Origin of the sequence: Maribellus sp. YY47, assembly GCF_023111095.1 — a bacterium.
Classification (GTDB): Bacteria; Bacteroidota; Bacteroidia; order Bacteroidales; family Prolixibacteraceae; genus Draconibacterium.
On sequence record NZ_JALGYW010000015.1, the window covers coordinates 45,041 to 61,546 of the forward strand.

Here is a 16,506-nt window from a genome sequence, read left to right on the forward strand (position 1 = left end):
TAAATAAAAAATTGAAAATGATTCACGAAAAACTATTGCGTCCCCGGAGTATTGTGGTGGTTGGAGCCTCGAATAATGTCACCAAACCGGGAGGTAAAGTCATCAAAAACCTGCTTGATCACGATTACAAGGGCGACCTTTTTGCTGTTAATCCCAACGAAAACAGTATTCAGGGTATTCCTTCGTTTACAGATGTAGCCGACCTGCCCGATATCGATTTGGCGATTTTGGCGATCCCCGCCCGTTTTTGTTTGAAAGTGGTGGAGGAACTGGCTGATGAACACGATACAAAAGCCTTTATTATTATTTCTGCCGGTTTTGGCGAATTAAACGCCGAAGGAAAAACGTTGGAGAAAAAAATCGTGGAAGTTGCTGATCGGCATGGCGCCTGTTTGATTGGCCCCAACTGTATCGGAGTGATGACTCCTCATCATGCCAGTGTGTTTACCACTCCGGTACCACCCTTAACGCACGAAGGTTGTGATTTTATTTCAGGATCGGGTGCAACAGCGGTTTTCATTATCGAATCGGGAATTCCCAAAGGACTGCGTTTTGCCAATATTTTCTCGGTGGGTAACAGCGCTCAAACCGGAGTGGAAGATGTGCTGGCTTATCTGGATGAAAATTACGTGGAAGGGGTGAGTTCAAAAGTGAAATTACTGTATGTCGAAAATATTAACGATCCCGATAAATTACTGATTCACGCTTCGTCGCTGATCAACAAAGGCTGTAAAATAGCGGCGATAAAAGCCGGAAGTTCTGATGCCGGAAGCCGGGCAGCCTCGTCGCATACCGGCGCACTGACCAGTTCCGATGCGGCTGTGGATGCACTTTTCCGGAAAGCGGGTATTGTACGTTGTTACGGTAGGGAAGAACTGACCACGGTAGCCAGTGTATTTATGTGTAAGCCTCTCGCCGGGAAAAAACTGGCCATTGTTACGCATGCCGGCGGTCCGGGAGTGATGTTAACCGACGCGCTGGAAGATGGAGGTTTGAAAATTCCGGCAATAGAAGATTCTCCTGCCAAAGAAGCTTTGCTAACCAAACTTTTCCCGGGATCTTCGGTGGAAAATCCGATCGATTTTCTGGCCACCGGAACAGCGGAACAGTTGGGCGAGATTATAGATGCCTGCGAAAACGAATTCGATGTGGATGGAATGGCCGTAATTTTCGGAAGTCCGGGCTTGTTCCCCATTGGCGACGTATACGATTTGCTGTCAGAAAAAATGAAGGTTTGTCAAAAACCGATCTATCCGATTTTGCCTTCCATTGTGAATGTAAAAGAAGACGTGGCACATTTTATCGCGCGTGGAAATGTGAATTTCCCGGACGAAGTATTGCTGGGCCGTGCACTTACCAAAGTAATGCACAGTTCTCAGCCTGCTGCAATTTCGGATACGAATCCTTACGTCGATCCTTTAAAAGTCAGGGAAATTATAGAAAAGACCCGCAATGGTTACCAGCCGCCTGAAGTAATTCATGGTTTGTTTGACGTGGCCGGAATTCCGCGAGTGAAAGAACTGGTAGCTACCTCTGAAACCGAAGCAGTGCTGGCGGCCATGAATATCGGATTTCCGGTGGTGATGAAAGTGCTGGGGCCCGTGCACAAAACCGAAGTGGGCGGCGTTGTTTTAAACATCCGGAATGTGGCTGATGTAAGAAAGGAATTTTATCATTTAGCCGAAATCGACGGGGCAGAAGGCGTGTTGATTGCACAAATGGCTTCGGGCATGGAACTTTTCCTTGGCGCTACTTACGAAGATAAGTTCGGCCACGTGATCCTTTGCGGAATGGGCGGAATTTATGTGGAGGTGATGAAAGATGTTGCATCAGGACTGGCACCCTTAACGCTTGATGAAGCACATTCGATGATTCACCGTTTAAAATCATATAAATTGCTGAAGGGTTACAGAAAACAGCCGGGAATCGACATCGACCGGTACGCCGAAATTATCGTTCGTTTATCGTGGCTGTTGAGGTATGCCACCGAAATCAAGGAAATCGATATTAATCCTTTACTGGGAAATGCCAGCGAGATTCTGGCTGTGGATGCGCGTATCCGTATTGAAAGATAAAAAGAGCGACCTAAGCCGCTCAAGTAATAGTTTATTTCAATTCAATTCCCACCGGGCAATGATCGGACCCCATTACCTGGTCGAGGATGAAGGCATCTTTAACTTTAGGCAGGAAACTTTCGCTTACCAAAAAGTAATCGATTCTCCAGCCGATATTCTTGCCACGGGCTCCGGCGCGGTAACTCCACCACGAATATTTATCAACTGCATCGGGATAAAAATACCGGAAGGTATCGATCAATCCGCCTTGCGTAAAACGATCCATCCCGTCGATTTCTTCCCGCATGTAACCCGCCGCTTTATTGTAGTTCTGTTTTGGCCGGGCCAGGTCGACGGCTTTGTGTGCCACATTAAAATCGCCGCAAACAATCACCGGTTTGGTTTTCTCCAGGTTTTTCAGGTAATCAAAAAATGCCTTGTCCCAATCCTGACGGTAATCCAGCCGTTTTAGCTCGCTGCCCGAGTTGGGAACATAAACGGTAACCATGTAAAAATTTTCGTATTCCAGACAAAGAATCCTCCCTTCCTGGTCGTGATCCTCTATTCCCATATCACGTGTTACCGCAATCGGTTCGGTTTTACTTAAAATGGCAGTCCCTGAATATCCTTTCTTTACTGCCGAGTTCGAATAAATGTGATATCCGCTAATACCGGCAAGGGTTTCGGCCACCTGATCATCCTGCGCCTTGGTTTCCTGAAGACATAAAATGTCAGGATTCATACCTTGAAAGTCGTCGAAAAAATTTTTCTGAGCTACGGCCCTGATGCCATTTACATTCCACGAGATAATCTTCATATGTGCTATTTAAAAAAACAATGTAACTACAACAGAAAACATGAAATGATGTTGACTGTGATTGGTAAAAACAAATGTAAATAAATAAAATATTCTTGATTTCCGTGAATCACTAATGAGAATGAAAGTTGAATTAGATTGTTTACCCTTTCTCCTGTCTTTCCCTTTTAAAAGGGAAAGATGATCAGTCAACAAAGGAAACTGCGATCAATATACTTGATCCAGACGTGCATTGAACCACTTGACATTCGTCCCTGTCTAGGGCAGGCAGGCTTTCATACTTGTAGGCAAGGATGAGTAAAAATGAGAATCTTTTTTTAGACTTCCTGATAACAGGATTTATTCAGCTTATTCGCCCATCAAGCCTTCCTTGTATCGGTACGCAGCACTTTCGTAATAGGCAACGGTTAAATCAATCAGTTTGGTGTTCTGGCTTTTTAGTTTGCTCATTTCCCTTTTATCGGCCATCCACGAGTACTGATTCGCGTTCTTTTTGTCGGTAAGCTCGGTAAAAACCGAACCTTTTAGCAAACCTACAGTGCGGTAATTTCCAATCAGTGTTCTTTCTTCTTCGGCGGTCATTTTTGAAATGTCTTTTCCATAAAGCGACGTGGTATAGTCCCAGTTCAGATAACCAAAGAGCGTTGGCATCACATCTATTTGCGAGCAAAGTTTGTCCACTTTCTGAGGCTCCACATTGGGCAGGTTATAGATCATCGCCGGAATATGATGTTTATCCACGGTGATTTCCCACTTCCCGGCACTGCTGGCACAATGGTCGGCCACCAGTACAAAAACCGTATTTTCAAACCAGGGTTTGCTTTGGGCCTGTTTTATGAACTCACCTAAAGCATAGTCGGTATAAGTAACAGCAGCTTCTCGTGTGCCGTTGGGCAAATCAATTTTTCCTTCAGGAAAAGAGTAGGGGCGGTGGTTGGAAGTGGTCATCAGAAACGAAAACGTTCTTTTGTTTTTTGAATAGTTGTCGTCGGCTACTTCCAGTATTTTGTTGTACATGTCGCCATCGCAAACTCCCCAGGCGTTTTCAAAACTCACTTCATCGTCCGTAATATTGGTGCGGGTGGTTTCAATTTTGTCCGACAACAGGTTTCCACGGTTGCGGTCGTAAATATTAAATCCCTGTCCGCCAAAAAAGCTGTTCATATTGTCGAAATAACCATCGCCGCCGTAAAAAAAGTTCAGCTCATAATCCTTTTGTCTGAAAATACTGGCAATCGAACTCAGGTGCTGGTTGTTGAGCCTGCGCACAATGCTGTGACCCGGAGTGGGAGGTACGCTAAGTACCAGTGCTTCCATACCCCTGACAGTTCGTGTGCCGGTGGCGTACATATCGGTAAACAATACGCTATGTTGACTAAGTTGGTCAATATTGGGTGTCAGTTGTTTTTCATTTCCAAAAATGCCCAGGAAATCGGCACTCAAACTTTCAACACAAATGAGTATGATGTTTGGGGTTTCTTCCTGTCCGGTTGAAACTGTTTTTCGTTCGATGCTAAAGATGCTGTCCGGCGCATCAAAAATCTGATTCTCCTGTATCAGTTCTTTTTTTATGGTAGTGAACGATTCGTTAACCGGTAAGGTTTTATAGAAACGATCGTAATCCAGCTCATTGGAGCGGTAAGCGGCAAAAAGCGAGTAAACCCCGTTTTTCGACAATTCGTTGACATAGGTATTGTCGCTGAATTCGGCCTGTTTGTTGGTAATAAATGAAGTGAAGAAAAGAGGGATCACCAAAAACAGACTAAAGTAAGCCAATCTGGATTTCATGGAAGTCAGACTTGAATAGGCGGCTTTTATCGCACCCAGTTTATGGAATAAAAAGAACAGAGCCGCCGACAACAACAGCAAACCGCCGATCAATAACGGAAGCGGATAGGACTGATTGATGTTTTCCACCACTTCGTAGGTATAAATGAGGTAATCAACCGCAATAAAATTGTAACGTGTGCTGAATTCTTCCCAAAAAGGAAACTCGCCAAGAAACCCAAACAACGACAGAAAAATAGTGAGCGACAAAATGAAATAAGTCAGCGCTTTATCGAACACAGAACCTGTAAATTTTTGGGGTACAAACATGACATACAAGACGTACGGTAAAATAAAAAATGCGGCAGTATCCAAATCAAAAAACAACCCCAAAGCATAAATCTTCAGCAGCGTAATAAGCGAGAAGTCGATTTCGTGAACCGACAGAATGTAAAAGATGCTTCGGGTAATGAAAGAAATGCAAATATAAACAGCAAGAAAGGCGAAGGCAAGTGCGAATCTGTTGTTGAATACTGGTTTAATACTGAGTCGCGGCATATTAATATTTTATTATTGGGTTTGAATTAATTTAATGGTGTCCGAAATTCTGACATTTAAAACATTGTCTGTTTTATGTAACGGCTCTCCATCGGTATGGAAAAGCGCATAGTTTGTATCTATTTCTATTTTATCTGTTTTGAAATAACGGATGTACCGGGAGTTTTTGCCCTTGCGGGAAAGGAGCCGGAACATAATGACGGGGATCAGTACTTTATGAAATTTACGGATGACAACAACGTCGATCAAACCGTCTTGGGGATTGGCATGAGGGGCAATTACAGCATTGTTGCCAAACTGCCTGGTGTTGGCAAAGCAGATCATAAAATAGCTGCCTTTTTCGATAGTGTCATTAAGCGTTAAAGCCGCGTCAACTCCCTGGTAATTGATAAATCCCTTTATAGTTTCGCGAACATAGGTAAGCGGGCCTCTGTTCGAATTTTCGTCGAAACGTTTGGCAATAAAACTGTCGAACCCGATACCGGCGACATTGCACGAATAGGTGTCGTTGACATTCAGAACATCAATTTCCTTGGTGCGGCCTTGTTTGATTTGGTCGATTAAAAAAGCTACATCTTTTTTGTAGCCCAGTTCGCGGGCAAACCCGTTTCCAGAACCATTGGGCAAAACCGCAAAAATAAGCCCGGTTTTGATCCCGTATTTTAATACGCTGTTTATGGTGCCGTCGCCGCCACAAATAACAACCACTTTGTACTTGGGATCGATGGTTTCAAGAAAGGTTCGGGTTTCTTCCTTGCTTCCGGTAATAAAGTGGTCAATTGCTGCATTATATTGCCGTATGGCTTCAATAATAGCGAGATATCCTCCTTTCCCCGAAGATGGGTTAATCAGGAATATGATTTGTTCTTCTTTAAACGGCATCCCTACTGGTTCAAATTATTTGCACGAAGATGATAAAACTTTTGATGCAAAGGATCGATTTGTGACTTTAAGCTTTATTAAATGAAGACTTTAACCGGAGATATGGAAAATTGTTCAACTAAAAAACCCGGACGGATAAATGCCCGGGTTTTCGTAATTCCGATTTTTATCGGTATTGTATTTCTCAAGTATGTCTGTTAGAATGAAAAACCAAGTTCAAGTTCCAACTGATTCATTTCAACTTCAATGGTTTGTCCCTGCGCCATAGGATTATTTCCTTTCACGCTGCTGTTCATCGCGTAGTTTACGGCGAAATGAATTTTGTTTCCCTTGTTTCCCACTGCTTTTGAAAGACCCAGTGCAATTTGATTTTCGATTACTCCGGGAGCCAGGATGTTAAAAAGTACTTCCGACTCAGGAACCGGATTTTCTCCAAAGGAAGCTCCGCATCTGAATTCCCAGGTATCCAGTCCTGCATAGTTTAATCCCACTTTGTAAACCATAATGTTTTCCCAGCCAAACCCGGCACCGTTATCACTTCCCAGAGGTCCTTGCATCAGGTTCGGAAGCATAGGATTTCCAATCGATTTTACATCGTTGTAATGGATCGCTTTAGCATCGGCCATCAAGGTCAGATCAGGAACAAATTCCCATGAAAAACCAGCTGTCCAGCTCGACGGAATGTCGAAATCGCCTTGTTCGGCAAATAAACCGGCGTAGTCTTTAAATTCGCTCATAAGCACTTTCGACTGGTAAGTAAGACCGATGGCGAAGTTGTCAGTTAAATGTCCGAGGTAACCTACTTTAAAACCAACGCCAAAACCACTGTCTTTACCGTTTCCTGAAAGCGCCGTTGCATCCGAAGAAAATCCGGCGAAAGAGGCCAGACCTTTTGCTTCGAAATACTGGTACGATACTACTCCGGTTACACCGATGCTGTGTTTTTCGCCCAGTTTGTGTGAATAGGTAATATTTCCAAACATCTGCGCCAGGTTAACACCGGTAGATGCTGAGGATGGATCACCAAAAGTCATGGTTGGATAGTCGGTATTCATGCCTCCGTTGCCAAACAATGCGGCTGAAATGCTCGATTTCTCGTTTAACATCCAGTTGGCGCCAATCGAAGGAATCAAAAATAATTTGCTGTCGCTCTTTACTGTTCCCGGAGCCAGGGGAAACATTGCATCCTGCGCCGCTGTACCTCCAATTGTGTATTGTCTGTTTGGGTTAAAGAAATCAACCCCAATTTGATATTGCTGACCCAGAAAAACAGTAGCAGCCGGGTTTCCGTTAATCAACGATCCCTGGTAAAATGCAATTCCTGCTCCGGCAAGTCCTTTATTTATGGTACCATAACCAGTTGTAAAATAGCCGTCGGTTGCATAGGATTGAGATGAAACAAACAGCGAAACCAGAAGCAGGCAGATTAGCCTATACATAGTTCTTTTCATAGTTAATTAATTTGTGATTTTCAGCTTGCTAAAGTAGAAAAAGTACTCAAATTGACATTCGTTCAGTTGATTAAAAATATTGATATATGTCAATAGATAGATAATAGGACTCAAGAAGATTCCGTTAAATCTTATCTGTGCGGCACTTCCTTTTATCTATAATCGTTCTGAATTGTGTAATTTTATTTCTGGATTGATAAAAGCTTACTGGAAAATGGATTTTGGAGCAACCAAAATGATGTGCTCTCGTTAAGCTGAGAAAAAGCAGACAGATTGCAGCCTGGTGGTTTCGGAACAGGAGCCGTTCAACACAAGATAGTAAACCATAAAGAGATATAGTAAACAGAAGAAAATATAGTAAAATGGAAAATTCTCAGGTTTTAAATAAATCACGGAAACAATTGTTGCGCGACAGGCGCGACATGATCCAGTTCATTAATCTTCAGCTGGCTTCGTTGGGCCAGCCCGTATTTAACGACGATTCAGATGCGGATAAAAAATACGCCAACGCAAAGTTTTTGGGATTAACCGAAGGGCTCATTAACAGCTTCCGTCAGAAATCGCGCTTGCTGAGCGGTCATCTTTCTCCGGTTGATACCCGTATTCAGAATTTTATCGATGATTATCTGAAAGAAGTTGATTTCAACAAAAGCTTTCGTTTACCCAGCGATACCCTGGTGCTAAACCAGAAAGGAATGGCGCGCGAATTAAGTCTGCCGCCCGATGGTACCGAATTCAAAAGCGAACTTTTGAGTTCGTACCGCCTAAAGCAAGGGATTTTGAATAACCCGGCCCGCGATAAACGAACAACTAAAGGTACTTTTCATATTGTAAGGGGAGGGCTGCCAGTTCCGCTCGATAAGAAAGAAGTTCCGAAAATTACCTTTGCACATTTGTTGCATGCGGCGTTGAATCCTTCGGAAGAACTAAAGTATTTGCCGTTTACAGCAAGCCAGGAAAAACATGCTGCAGTAATGGTGTCGCTATTGCTGCGCCCGGTGGTTTGCCCCGAGGTAAAAGGAGTGATCAGCGAGAAAAGCATGGAAATCCGCTTTTTTGCACCGGGTAGCCTGGTAAGTAACCTCGATTTTGTGGAAACGATTTTTGGTAACGCCGGCGACCACAACCTGGCCATGAACGATGCAGCACTGGATGTGGATCACTGGACTGGAACTACAGGATGTATTATTCTGGCTCCGCAGTTGGTACACCTGAAAAAGAAAGATGTGGGACTGCCGCATTACGACGACGCTTCTGCACGTCAACGTAAGGAGGGAATGTGCTGGAAAGATGAAAACGAACTGTACAACGATGGTGGCGCGTTTAAGCTCACTTGCCGCGACGACCGTGGCGTGGTGGTAACATTGATCGCCGATAACTATTACGGATATTCGAAAAAGGAAATAAAAACGCAGATCAGCTATTCGGCTAACCTTTTTGGTTTGGCAGAAGAAGAACACTCGGGTGGTGCCATTGCTTTCCCGCGCGGAAACATGAGCGACAGTGTGTTTGGTGCGAATTTCACCAAAAAATTCGAGCAGCCTTATTCGTTTGAGGAAACCAAAAAATTACTGGGCGACAGAATTGAACTGCAAAAAGGCAATTACGCCATTGATAAAAAATACCCGGAGATTGTTTACATCCCTGAAAACGCCGACATTGAGATTGAAAAAAGTGCCGTAAGCTGGACGTATAAAAACCAGAATTACAGCCTGAAACTTTCGCCTGAAAAGGTTTATGTGCACCCAACAGGCCACAAGTTCCAGCTGGTAAAGCATCAGACACAATCGATGTGGCGCATTATCGACACGGCGCCCGAAGGTATGTTCTGTCATAAACCAAGTACGGTTTCGGGTGGCGGAAAATCCGAAATTTCGAAGTCGATGCAAAATGCCATCAAATTCGGATCGTTCTACATCGAAAACCTGGAGGAAGCCGAAGATAAAGTAGATGAAATCATCAACCACAATTATTCGAACCGCTGGAAAAACATTCGTCCCGATGCAGCGCCTTCCAGGTCATTCCTGAGCAAGGAGCGCACCCTTGGATCGGCAGTAAAATTGTTGACGCCGTCGGATCAGTACAGCGACGAATACAACAAGTTTCTGAGTGAAATTCCGGAACACGTGCGTACCCTGGCGCTGTTTGTAAAACGGCATTACCGCGGAAACGAAGAAAAAGATATTAAATGGCGCGAGCTGTTTAACGTTGAAATTGTGAATGGCCGTCCGGGAAATGTGTTGCGTTACAAACACAATCCGATAACTGCCAGCTATGTTCGCATTGGATTTAACCCCGAAGGAAGATGGTTCCTGCACAAACTGCGGTCCGACTTTGTTCCCTGTATGAAGATTCAGACCGAAGACGATATTTCGGCTACCATTACCGTTCCGGCTAATCGTCTGAGTAATCTTAATAAAGAGTATGCGAACCCCAGTGTGAAACTGGTGGCCAACTGTGAAAGTTACCTGTTTCAGCGCCCCGATGAGGCGGTAATTCGCGGTTACGACAAAGAAGCTGAACGCGAAATTGTCGACAACAATACTTTCCTGACCAATTACGAGCCACTGACACGTGAGAACGCGCAGGAACTGATCGACAATGCCATTAGTTTCGAAAAATACACCGAACCGGTGAAGGCGTTTATCACTTCAGTTGCTAACGGCGATGCCGATACTTATTTTGTAACACCTTCGCATACCCGCATTGTTGATGGGGTTCCTACCAACAATCCGCGTTACCTGCAGCGCAATATTTTCAAGGAAGAAACCCTTGATTCGTACCTGGCGGAAGTGGGAGCGCGTTTGTTCAGGAAGATCAAACCAGAGGATCCGGTTTACTGGCCGGTTAACGCGGTTTTGCCCGGAAGAAGGAATAATCCGGCAGAAAAAGAAGCAGGCATTCGCCCGCTGGCAGTGTACAATCCGATCCACTACCAGGAACTTCCTGAGTTGTTCATGGATTTCATTGCCAGTATTACCGGAAAATCGCCGTCGACAACTGGTGCCGGACTGGAAGGCGCACTTACCAAAGGGCCGTTCAACATGCTGGTTCCAACCACCGACCTGAACAATGCGTTGCTGTCGTACATTCTGACAGAATACGCTGGCTTTAGCTCGGCTGCGGGTTACATCGGTTCTGAAAACCGTTTCGACCACGACATCAGTATCCTGGTTCCTGAAATTTGGGCACGTTTGGTTCCTGAAGACCGCGATCCGAAAAAACTGATCGAAAATGGCTGTCTGGAAAAACTCGAAGATTTCGAATACAAGGGAAAGAAAGTACTGGCCAGCCGTTTGGGCTACCGTATTACCAAGAATTTTGCCTTCCGCTGTATGAACCGTTTGTTTGATGAGCCGTTGGCAGTATTTAACGAACGCATGCTGAAACCCGAATTGCAGGGAATGGAAGAGTATGTGGATGGTATCAACAACATTACCGAGGCGATGCAGCGTGCTGCCCTTCCTTATTTTGAAGACGGAAGTGTGGAAGCGGCTATTCCGCCGTTAAAAGTGCTGTTGCATGTTATGGCTTACGGTCATTACGAAGGAAAAGACATCAGCGATCCGTCGTTGCGCAAGTTGTTTGACCGCGACGAAGTGTTGAAAGCCGATTGGTACAAGGAACGACTGGCGCTAAAGCAACAGAAAGATGTTGCTTTCCATCAGTCGCAGATTGCCTACCTGAAAGAATTTATGGCCGACAGCCAGAACGAGATGCTGGTAAAAGAGCTGAATATCCCAGCTCGTTTGCAAAAGGCGGAGCAACTGCTGGAACATGCCGAATCGAAACAATACCTGGCCGAATTGGTGGGGACTATTGGCGCCGATCCGCTGTTTAGGAAATAGTAAGATTTTTTACAATACTGAAAGGTTCCATTTGTCGCACGACAGATGGAACTTTTTGTTTTAAAGGCCCGCTCTTTTTTACAAATGACTCCGGTTTAACGGACTGTTAAGGTTTCTCCCTTTCATGATTTTTCACCACGCTGAAGGTGTTGGATTGCAATACCCAATAAACAAAACCGGTCAATTTCGGTTATGTATCCGTAAAAGTAAAAAACAAAAGATAAAAACCTTTTTGCGATGAATCTCCGGAAAATCTCTGTCATAACGGGTGTCAGCTATCTGATTATCTTTTTCTCCGCCATTTTTGCCAACTTCTTTATGCTGGAATCGCTCCGGCAAGCACCTTTGGAAACCATTTGGCAACACAATATGATGGTGCGATTGGGTATAATGGCCTTTTTAATTGCCGCAGTGTTTGATGTGGTGGTGGCCTGGGGGCTTTTCGAAATGTATCGCCGGAACCAACTCTCCCGCCTGAGCACCTGGTTCAGGTTAATGCACGCCATTATAATGGGGGTGGCAGTTTTCTCGCTGGTGCTTACCTTGAAAGCCAACTCGGCAGAGCTAATAACCGAACGGGTAGATACTTTTAACACCATCTGGCTGATCGGACTGTTCTTTTTTGGCGCTCATCTGATCCTGCTGTCTCCAATTATCAAAGCGCCGAAATGGATTGCTTTTTTCCTGGTAGTTGCCGGAATTATGTACTTGGTAGATACAACAGCCCATTTTGTTATAGCCCGTTACGATGCGGTTGCCGGAATTTTCCTGGCCCTGTTGGCCGTCCCCAGTATTTTGGGCGAAATGGCTTTTGCGCTGTGGTTGTTGCTAAAAGGCGGGAAAGAAAACGCCTGATCTGGCTCTTTCGAACCCTTTTAAGGCACCCCGCTCGGTATTTTGCCTGCTGCAGTCAGCTCATCAAAAAGTATGAAACGCACATTAAAAAACGAATGGAACACAGGTAACGCTGATTTAACTGATTTTCGCCGATTTCATCTGTGATTGTTTGCAAAATCGGTGTTATCAATATTCAGTTTCTATAAACTAACTTTCAATCTGTAAGCCAGAAATATTTTTTTAGATTTGTAGATACCCTCTTCTGAAGTACCCCCAAAGGCATGAAAACTACTCCATAATATTTACTGAGGTATCATTCTTCCAACTTATGTTTACTTTTATTCCGGTAATCTCGGAACTAAATGTGCATAGCCTTGAATACGCGATTTCTCGTAAAAACAGAAAAACAATACTTTTCAAACCTGATAGGTGATATGAATACAGTTGACGATAAGGGAATAAATGCAATCGTATATTTCCACGCACGTTACCGGTAAGTTTGAAGAAAAAATTGGTGGTTATTTAAAACGTTCGTTCTTTGGTTTTTTGCTCGCTTGTAAAACTGCTGTCACAAAACTTGCAAAAAATTGGTTAGTGCAAGTTGCCAATTTTCGCAGTTTAACAATTTGTAAAACCGTTTTGCAGCCTGACCGTCCAGCGCATTTTTAGGAACAGCAGGCAGTTATTTGACAGTTTGGGTTTTGGCCGTTAGTTATCTGGGCTGGAATAAAAAAATTGGCGGACAGTTTTGTACTCGCAAGTTTTCCGCCAGCGGCATAAGTCAGGAATGGTAAAACTCACGTTTCGGCGGGGCAAACCGCCGCTGGTTACCTGCAACCCACAAGCAACTTTGACTTTGGGGGTTGAAGAAAAATTTAAAAAGCGAAGTGGTTATTTGAAACTTTTGCTCAGAAAATGATATTTTTATACAGTTAACAACTTGACCATGAATAAAAAACCTACCGGTAACAAATTGTACATGGCAGGCGGGGGTTTTAGCGGTCTGACAAGTCAGACCTTGCGCCCACTTTCCTGCGGGTCTGACACGATTTCTTCCAGAAATCCCGCCCGACCACATACAAGTGACCGTTACAAGCAATTTTAAAATGACTCTAATTCACATGTGGCAACACTGAGACAAAATAGAATAAATGACCCAAAAACTATTGACGTTGAGTATATTGAGAAAGAACTCAGTGGAGATAAACATGTGATTGTACAGTTTTCTGGACAGACTTTCGATGATAAAATACTTTCGCAATTAGACAAGTTATGTGAGAAGCATGACACAAGTTTAGGAGTAAGATTTTATGGTAATTACTCTGGAATTTTTGATTTCAAGACCATTTTGAAAATTCCACATGTAAAATGTTTGTACGCTGATTGTTTGACTAAAGCAGTGAATATCGACACACTTAAAGAACTAAAATACATTGAGAATCTTTCACTGGGAGTCTTTGAACTTACCGAAACAGAGATATTAAATTCCGACAACCTAAAAAAACTGACTGAATTAATTCTGACTGAAACAAAAACAAAAGCTTTAAACCTTGAATATTTAAAAGAATACAAAAAGCTTAAGACTCTTATTGTTGGTGGGCACACAAAGAATATTTCGGCAGTCGGCGATTTAAGTAATTTGGAATTTCTTTCTTTAAATTCTATTAAAAAAGTTCCAGTCGATTTTGTAAACAAATTAAGAAAACTCAAGACTCTCAAGTTTATTCTTGGTGGCAGAGAGAATATATTAGAAATTCAGGAAAACCAGATTGAGACACTTGAAATAACATGGGTCAGAGGATTTAACGATTTAAGCAACATTGGGAATTTTAAGAATCTAAAGAATTTGCATATTGAGAACAATATTCAACTCGGACAACTTCAATTCGATACTGAATTTAATTCCCTGGTTGATTTGAAAATTATTAACTGCAAAACATTTGACAAATTAACTGGATTAGAAAAATTACCAGAACTGAATGAAATGGTGATTTATCAAACTAATCTTGACTTTGAAACAATTATTAACCAAAAGTTATCTAAGAAACTTGACATGTTTGGGTTTTACACAACAAAAACAAAGATTGACAAAGAGATTAAAAAACGGATAATTGACATGGGGTATAAAACAAGATAAAATGAAAAACTTGCTATAACATAGTACATATTGCAGGGCGGGGTTCGGTGGTACGCCAACTGCGGATTCTCGCATCGCAGTTCCATGTCCTTCGGACAGGAACGCTCTTCGGAATCCGCCCATAAATGTACCAACCGCTATAGGCTATTTATCGAGAAAAATACTGTTATAAAGTTTGCCTACTTAATTTTTGCGCGAATGAATGAGTATTGTTTTAAAGTATCCAATTATAAAAGGTTTGCGTGGATTTTAATGTCGACGTGCTGCTTCACTCTTCTAATCGCAGGCTATGTTGGAGCAGCAACTCAAAACGCTATTTTATCATTTAGCATATTGGGTGGCGTTGCTGTTTTGTTTGGATTTTCATCAAAATATATACTTGGTATAAAAACAATAAAGGTTGCATTATCAGATGATTACATTCGTATTGATGAGATGGGTATTTTAATTCAATACTCTGACATTAAATGGTTTCGCATTGATACTGGCGGTGTAAATGTTGAAGCTTTGGTTTTTAAATCTGCCACGTACGGAACAAAGAAGATTTTCTATCATAAAAAGAACAATGATAAATCACAATGGGATGAATTTAAAGCCCAATTTGAGAAGCAATTAATGAACAACAACCCCAAACTTCCTAATTATTACAATTCTAAAGTTTGGGATTATGTTATTATTGCCATGGTGACTTTATTTGTTATAATTCCTTTTATTCTTTTTAGCCTTAACATTGATAAATCTGCACTGAGTAAACTTCTACCTTCTGTATTGATATTTTATGGCACTGGAGCGACTTTAATATCGGGAATATTAATAAACAGGAAAAAGAAGGATAAGTAATCTTAAGAATAAGTAGGTGGATATGTTTTTAGAGTAAGACAAATTATTATGAAGATTTATTCATAATAAAATGATTAATTCCCTACAAATTGCAGGGCAAAGTTTAGGGAACGCCAACTGTGTCCCAAGGCTTCGGGATTGTTTCGCAGTTCAAAAAACAGAACCAATAATGAGATCTTCTTTTTAGTTCTCATCGATTAAATAATTTATGCTAATTTCAGGGCACTTAATCAATTATTAATCATAAACCAACAATTCATGAAACGAAGAAGTTTTTTTGGGCTGGCAGGAGCTGGTGTTTTTACAGCCCTGGTTCCAAAAGCCTTTGCAGGAGAATCCAAAATAAATGTTTCGAATAAAAATGACCTGGTTAATCCTTTTTCAGTAAAAGGGAAATGGTACAAAACCGCGTTGCATGCGCATACCACCAACAGCGATGGCGATGTGGATGTGCCAACACGTATAAAACAATACCGCGATAAGGGCTTTGATATTGTGGCCATAACCGACCACCGGCGAACCAACGATCTGTCTGCTTTTTCAGCGCCCGGTTTTCTGGCCCTGAGCAGTATCGAATTTCATCCTAAAACTTATTCCGGCGCGCCAACGCATCATTTTCTGGGGCTCGGATTGCCCCATCCTTACGAATACAACAAAGACCTGCCGGCACAGGAAATGATCGACGATATAAAAAGCAAGGGGGCAAAAGTTTTTTACGCGCATCCGTACTGGACCGGGCATACCTATGAGGAGATGATGGAGGTGAGCGGGTACCTTGGAGTTGAGGTGTATAATCAGGGATGCGAGGATACCAACAGCGCATACGGGCACGTTTACTGGGATCAGTTGCTAAACAAGGGGCACGTTTTATCGGCCCTGGCTACCGACGATGTGCACCATAGCTCAAACGTGGGAAAAGCCTGGACCATGATAAAAGCGGAAAAACTCGATGAAAGCAGTGTACTCGACGCATTGGAGAACGGTTGTTTTTATGCTTCCACCGGTCCGGAGATAAAAGATTTCCAGCTGAGCGATGATATGAAAATAAAAATAGAGTGCTCGCCCGTGAAAAAGATTGCGTTCAGGATTAACGGTGCCGGCAACGGTAGTGTTTTTAACGCCGAGGAAGGAAAGGATTTACAACGTGCCGAGTGGGATATGAGCAAGAAAAAGCCCAAATGGGTGAGGTGCGAGGTGACCGATGAAAACGGAAAAACGGCATGGACAAATCCTATTTTCATCAAGTCGTAAAATAGCAGAACCGAATTAAGAGCAAAGACAGAAGCGGGTGTTTCAAAAGTAAGATTCATGCAAA

The 16,506-nt window shown here is 42.8% G+C and carries 11 protein-coding genes; 7 read left to right on the forward strand and 4 right to left on the reverse strand.

Going from position 1 to position 16,506, the window contains the following annotated elements; genetic code table 11:
* Positions 1–17 precede the first annotated feature (17 nt).
* Complete coding sequence (locus MR764_RS13430) at positions 18–2,075, forward strand: acetate--CoA ligase (protein WP_247979943.1); 2,058 nt, start codon at positions 18–20, stop codon at positions 2,073–2,075.
* Between the two features lie 31 nt (positions 2,076–2,106).
* On the opposite strand, the gene MR764_RS13435 is transcribed toward MR764_RS13430, so the two are convergent.
* The 4 genes from MR764_RS13435 to MR764_RS13450 all read right to left on the reverse strand — a co-directional run bounded on the left by MR764_RS13435 (position 2,107) and on the right by MR764_RS13450 (position 7,529).
* Positions 2,107–2,871: an exodeoxyribonuclease III gene (locus tag MR764_RS13435; protein WP_247979944.1), complete on the reverse strand. Its 765-nt coding sequence runs from the start codon at positions 2,869–2,871 to the stop codon at positions 2,107–2,109.
* Positions 2,872–3,219: 348 nt separating this feature from the next.
* Positions 3,220–5,196 (reverse strand): alkaline phosphatase family protein, encoded by a 1,977-nt coding sequence (locus MR764_RS13440; RefSeq protein WP_247979945.1) that lies wholly within the window; start codon positions 5,194–5,196, stop codon positions 3,220–3,222.
* Positions 5,197–5,208: 12 nt separating this feature from the next.
* On the reverse strand, positions 5,209–6,078 hold the full coding sequence (locus tag MR764_RS13445) for a YegS/Rv2252/BmrU family lipid kinase (RefSeq protein WP_247979946.1): 870 nt from the start codon (positions 6,076–6,078) through the stop codon (positions 5,209–5,211).
* Positions 6,079–6,275: 197 nt separating this feature from the next.
* Complete coding sequence (locus tag MR764_RS13450; protein ID WP_247979947.1) at positions 6,276–7,529, reverse strand: outer membrane protein transport protein; 1,254 nt, start codon at positions 7,527–7,529, stop codon at positions 6,276–6,278.
* Between the two features lie 362 nt (positions 7,530–7,891).
* Between MR764_RS13450 and MR764_RS13455 the strand changes: the two genes are divergently transcribed.
* From MR764_RS13455 to MR764_RS13480, 6 genes are all read left to right on the forward strand, one after another.
* Positions 7,892–11,377, forward strand: a complete 3,486-nt coding sequence (locus MR764_RS13455; protein WP_247979948.1) for a hypothetical protein — start codon at positions 7,892–7,894, stop codon at positions 11,375–11,377.
* 237 nt (positions 11,378–11,614) lie between these two features.
* Positions 11,615–12,232, forward strand: coding sequence for a DUF4386 domain-containing protein (locus tag MR764_RS13460; RefSeq protein ID WP_247979949.1), 618 nt, complete (start codon positions 11,615–11,617; stop codon positions 12,230–12,232).
* 444 nt (positions 12,233–12,676) lie between these two features.
* The gene (locus MR764_RS13465) at positions 12,677–12,883 is read left to right on the forward strand and encodes a hypothetical protein (RefSeq protein WP_247979950.1); all 207 of its coding nucleotides are present in this window, start codon (positions 12,677–12,679) and stop codon (positions 12,881–12,883) included.
* Positions 12,884–13,337: 454 nt separating this feature from the next.
* Complete coding sequence (locus tag MR764_RS13470) at positions 13,338–14,351, forward strand: hypothetical protein (protein ID WP_247979951.1); 1,014 nt, start codon at positions 13,338–13,340, stop codon at positions 14,349–14,351.
* 198 nt (positions 14,352–14,549) lie between these two features.
* On the forward strand, positions 14,550–15,191 hold the full coding sequence (locus MR764_RS13475) for a hypothetical protein (RefSeq protein ID WP_247979952.1): 642 nt from the start codon (positions 14,550–14,552) through the stop codon (positions 15,189–15,191).
* Positions 15,192–15,449: 258 nt separating this feature from the next.
* A complete protein-coding gene (locus tag MR764_RS13480) occupies positions 15,450–16,442 on the forward strand; it encodes a CehA/McbA family metallohydrolase (protein ID WP_247979953.1) in 993 nt (330 codons plus the stop codon).
* The last annotated feature ends 64 nt before the right edge of the window (positions 16,443–16,506 follow it).